This window comes from Brevibacterium sp. AGC70, from assembly GCF_057334195.1.
Map to the genome: position 1 here is coordinate 36,821 of NZ_JBHFIH010000015.1, position 3,231 is coordinate 40,051.

The window sequence follows — 3,231 nt, forward strand, 5'->3', positions numbered from 1 at the left end:
ATCCTGCCCCCCTCTTCGGTGCCTAGGGATCCGTCCACCGGATCCACCGCAAGTTTCATGAGGAGCACTTGTGCCGACCAGCACACAGACCACAGTGTCCGGCCCTGTCGGAGCACCTGAGCCGGACTCACATCCCGAGTCCAGCACGGGCCAGAGACCCAAAGCCGTCGTTCGTCCCGGTGACCGAATCTTTTCGGCAGCGACGCTCATCGCCGGAATCCTGATCCTGCTCATCCTGGCAGGAGTCGCCCTGTTCCTTCTGGCGCAGTCCAAGGACACCATCGAGGCTCAGGTCAATGATCCGAGCTCGATCACCGGCGGCAACGGATTCTTCTCCTACGTCTGGCCGCTTGTCATCGGCACACTGATCTCCTCCGCCATCGCCCTGATCGTGGCCACGCCGTTCGCACTGGGCATCGCACTGTTCACCACGCACATGGCACCACGGAATCTGGCGCCAACCCTCGGCTACGTCATCGACCTGCTCGCTGCGATCCCCTCGGTCGTCTACGGCCTCTGGGGAATCGCCCTCGCCGGCAGCCTCACAGATTTCTACCTGTGGCTGTCGAAGTGGTTCGGGTGGATCCCGATCTTCGCCCCCGATGCCAACGGCGATGTGTCGAACACCGGCCGCACACTGCTGACGGCCTCTCTCGTGCTCTCCATCATGATCCTGCCGATCATCACCTCCCTGACCCGGGAGATCTTCCTGCAGACTCCCCGCCTGCAGGAAGAAGCTGCGCTGGCGCTCGGCGCCACACGGTGGGAGATGATCCGCATGTCGGTGCTGCCGTTCGGAAAATCGGGCATCGCCTCGGCGACCATGCTCGGTCTCGGCCGTGCACTCGGCGAAACCATGGCCGTGGCCATGATCCTCTCCCCCGGTCTGCTCACCGCCTCCCTGGTGGTCAGCGGCAACCAGACCATCGCGTCTGAAATCGCGCAGAACTTCCCCGAAGCCGCCGGACTGCGACTTTCCGAGCTGATCACAGTCGGCCTCGTCCTCTTCGTCATCACCCTGCTGGTGAATATGGGCGCACGTGCAATTGTTGCCAAGACCTCGGTGAAGGGCAGTTGAGAATGTTGACTACTACGAACAATTCGACGACCACGTCCCGCACCCTGACCTCGAAGCAGCTGCCCAAGGCCACACCATGGGTGGTTGCAATCGTCTCGATCATCGTCGCGATCATCATCAGCTTCATCGCCTTCGGCGGGTTCAACATCCCAGTCGTCGCGGTCCTCGCCGGACTCATCAACGTGGTGGCCGTGTTCGCGATCTCTGCGTCCTACGAGGGCCGCCGCAAGGCCACCGACCGGGTGGCCACCACCGTCGTGACATCCTCATTTATCCTCGCCTGTGTTCCCCTCATATCACTGCTCTGGATGACCATCTCCAAGGGCGGAGCCGCTATCAGCTTCGACCTCCTCTCCCGCACGATGCTCGGCATGAAGGGAGTGCTCGACCAGCAGTACGTCGCCGGTGAAGCAACAATCGCCGGTGGCTTCTACCACGCGATCGTCGGCACCGTGCTGATCACGGCCATGGCCTGCATCATCTCGATCCCCATCGGTGTGCTGACCGCGATCTACCTTGTCGAGTATGCCGAGAAGAACAGGCTGGGCAAGGCCATCACCTTCCTCGTCGACGTGATGACCGGCATCCCCTCGATCGTCGCCGGACTCTTCGCCTTCGCGCTGTTCTCCACCATCGCAGGGTTCATCATGCCGGACGCGGCAGGCATTGCGAAGACAGGCTTCACCGCCGCAGTAGCACTGTCGGTGCTCATGATTCCGATCGTCGTGCGCAACACGGAGGAGATCCTGCGCCTGGTCCCGATGGATCTGCGAGAGGCGTCCTACGCACTGGGCGTTCCGAAGTGGAAGACGATCGTCAAAATCGTTCTGCCCACCTCGGTGTCGGGCATCCTCTCCGGCATCACCATCGCGATCGCCCGCGTCATCGGCGAGACCGCACCGATCATGGTCACCGCCGGATTCGCCAAGGCTCTCAACTGGAACCTGTTCTCCGGTTGGATGTCGACACTGCCGACCTTCATCTACGATTCGCAGCTGCGACCGGTCTCTCCCGGCGATGCCGCCCTGGCCAGCTCCGAGCGAGCCTGGGCAGCAGCTCTCGTCCTCGTCGCCCTGGTCATGCTCCTCAACCTCTTGGCCCGCGTCATTGCGAAGGTGCTGGCTCCGAAGGCAGGACGTTGATGAAGCGCTGAGACCCCGACTCACGTCATACTTGTTCCAGACATTCCACAGATAGGGAAACACATTGTCCAAGCAGATCGACATCAAGGATCTCGACATCTTCTACGGCGATTTCCGCGCCGTCGATGGTGTCCAGATGCAGATCAAGCCCCGCTCGGTCACGGCCCTCATCGGCCCCTCGGGCTGCGGTAAGTCCACAGTGCTGCGCACACTCAACCGGATGCACGAAGTGATTCCGGGCGCCAGCGTCTCAGGTCAGGTCCTCATGGACGGCAATGACATCTACGGAGCAGGGGTCGACCCGGTCAACGTACGCCGTGAGGTCGGCATGGTCTTCCAGCGTGCGAATCCGTTCCCCACGATGAGCATCAAGGAGAACGTGCTGGCAGGTGTGCGTCTCAACAGCCGCCGCATGACCAAGTCAGAGGCCGATGACCTCACCGAGCGTGCGCTGCGCGGCGCCAACCTCTGGAACGAGGTCAAGGACCGCCTCAGCCTGCCCGGCTCGGGACTCTCCGGCGGTCAGCAGCAGCGCCTGTGCATCGCCCGCGCGATCGCCGTTGAGCCTGAGGTCCTGCTCATGGACGAACCGTGCTCCGCGCTGGATCCGATCTCCACACTGGCCATCGAGGATCTGATCAACGACCTCAAGGACCAGTACACGGTCGTCATCGTCACTCACAACATGCAGCAGGCCGCGCGTGTGTCCGACAAGACCGCGTTCTTCAACATCGCGGGCACCGGCAAGCCGGGTAAGCTCATCGAGTTCAACGAGACCTCGACGATCTTCTCCAACCCAGAGAAGGAAGAGACCGAGAACTACATCTCCGGCCGCTTCGGATGATCTGAGGAGACTGCGGCTGCGGCTCGCCGAGGTTGGCCGCAGCCGCGTATGCATCCGCAACTCGGTGATGAGCGGCCGCGAATGAAAGTGTGGCCGCAGGTGGCCGCAGGTGGCCGCAGGTGGCCGCAGTCCTCAGCGAGAATGTGCAACGGTTGGTAAGTTCGTGT

The 3,231-nt window shown here is 62.2% G+C and carries 3 protein-coding genes; all 3 read left to right on the forward strand.

All coding sequences use genetic code 11. From position 1 onward, the window contains the following. The first annotated feature begins 187 nt into the window (after positions 1-187). The 3 genes from pstC to pstB all read left to right on the forward strand — a co-directional run bounded on the left by pstC (position 188) and on the right by pstB (position 3,064). Positions 188-1,078: a phosphate ABC transporter permease subunit PstC gene (gene pstC / locus ACE03M_RS13120; RefSeq protein ID WP_485934556.1), complete on the forward strand. Its 891-nt coding sequence runs from the start codon at positions 188-190 to the stop codon at positions 1,076-1,078. 2 nt (positions 1,079-1,080) lie between these two features. After that, the gene (gene pstA, locus ACE03M_RS13125) at positions 1,081-2,220 is read left to right on the forward strand and encodes a phosphate ABC transporter permease PstA (RefSeq protein WP_485934353.1); all 1,140 of its coding nucleotides are present in this window, start codon (positions 1,081-1,083) and stop codon (positions 2,218-2,220) included. Between the two features lie 64 nt (positions 2,221-2,284). Then, the gene (gene pstB / locus ACE03M_RS13130) at positions 2,285-3,064 is read left to right on the forward strand and encodes a phosphate ABC transporter ATP-binding protein PstB (RefSeq protein ID WP_143920666.1); all 780 of its coding nucleotides are present in this window, start codon (positions 2,285-2,287) and stop codon (positions 3,062-3,064) included. Positions 3,065-3,231 lie beyond the last annotated feature (167 nt).

Coding starts and splice junctions, on each gene's coding strand:
- pstA (WP_485934353.1), top strand. CDS start 1,081: ATGTTGACTACTACGAACAATTCGACGACCACGTCCCGCACCCTGACC.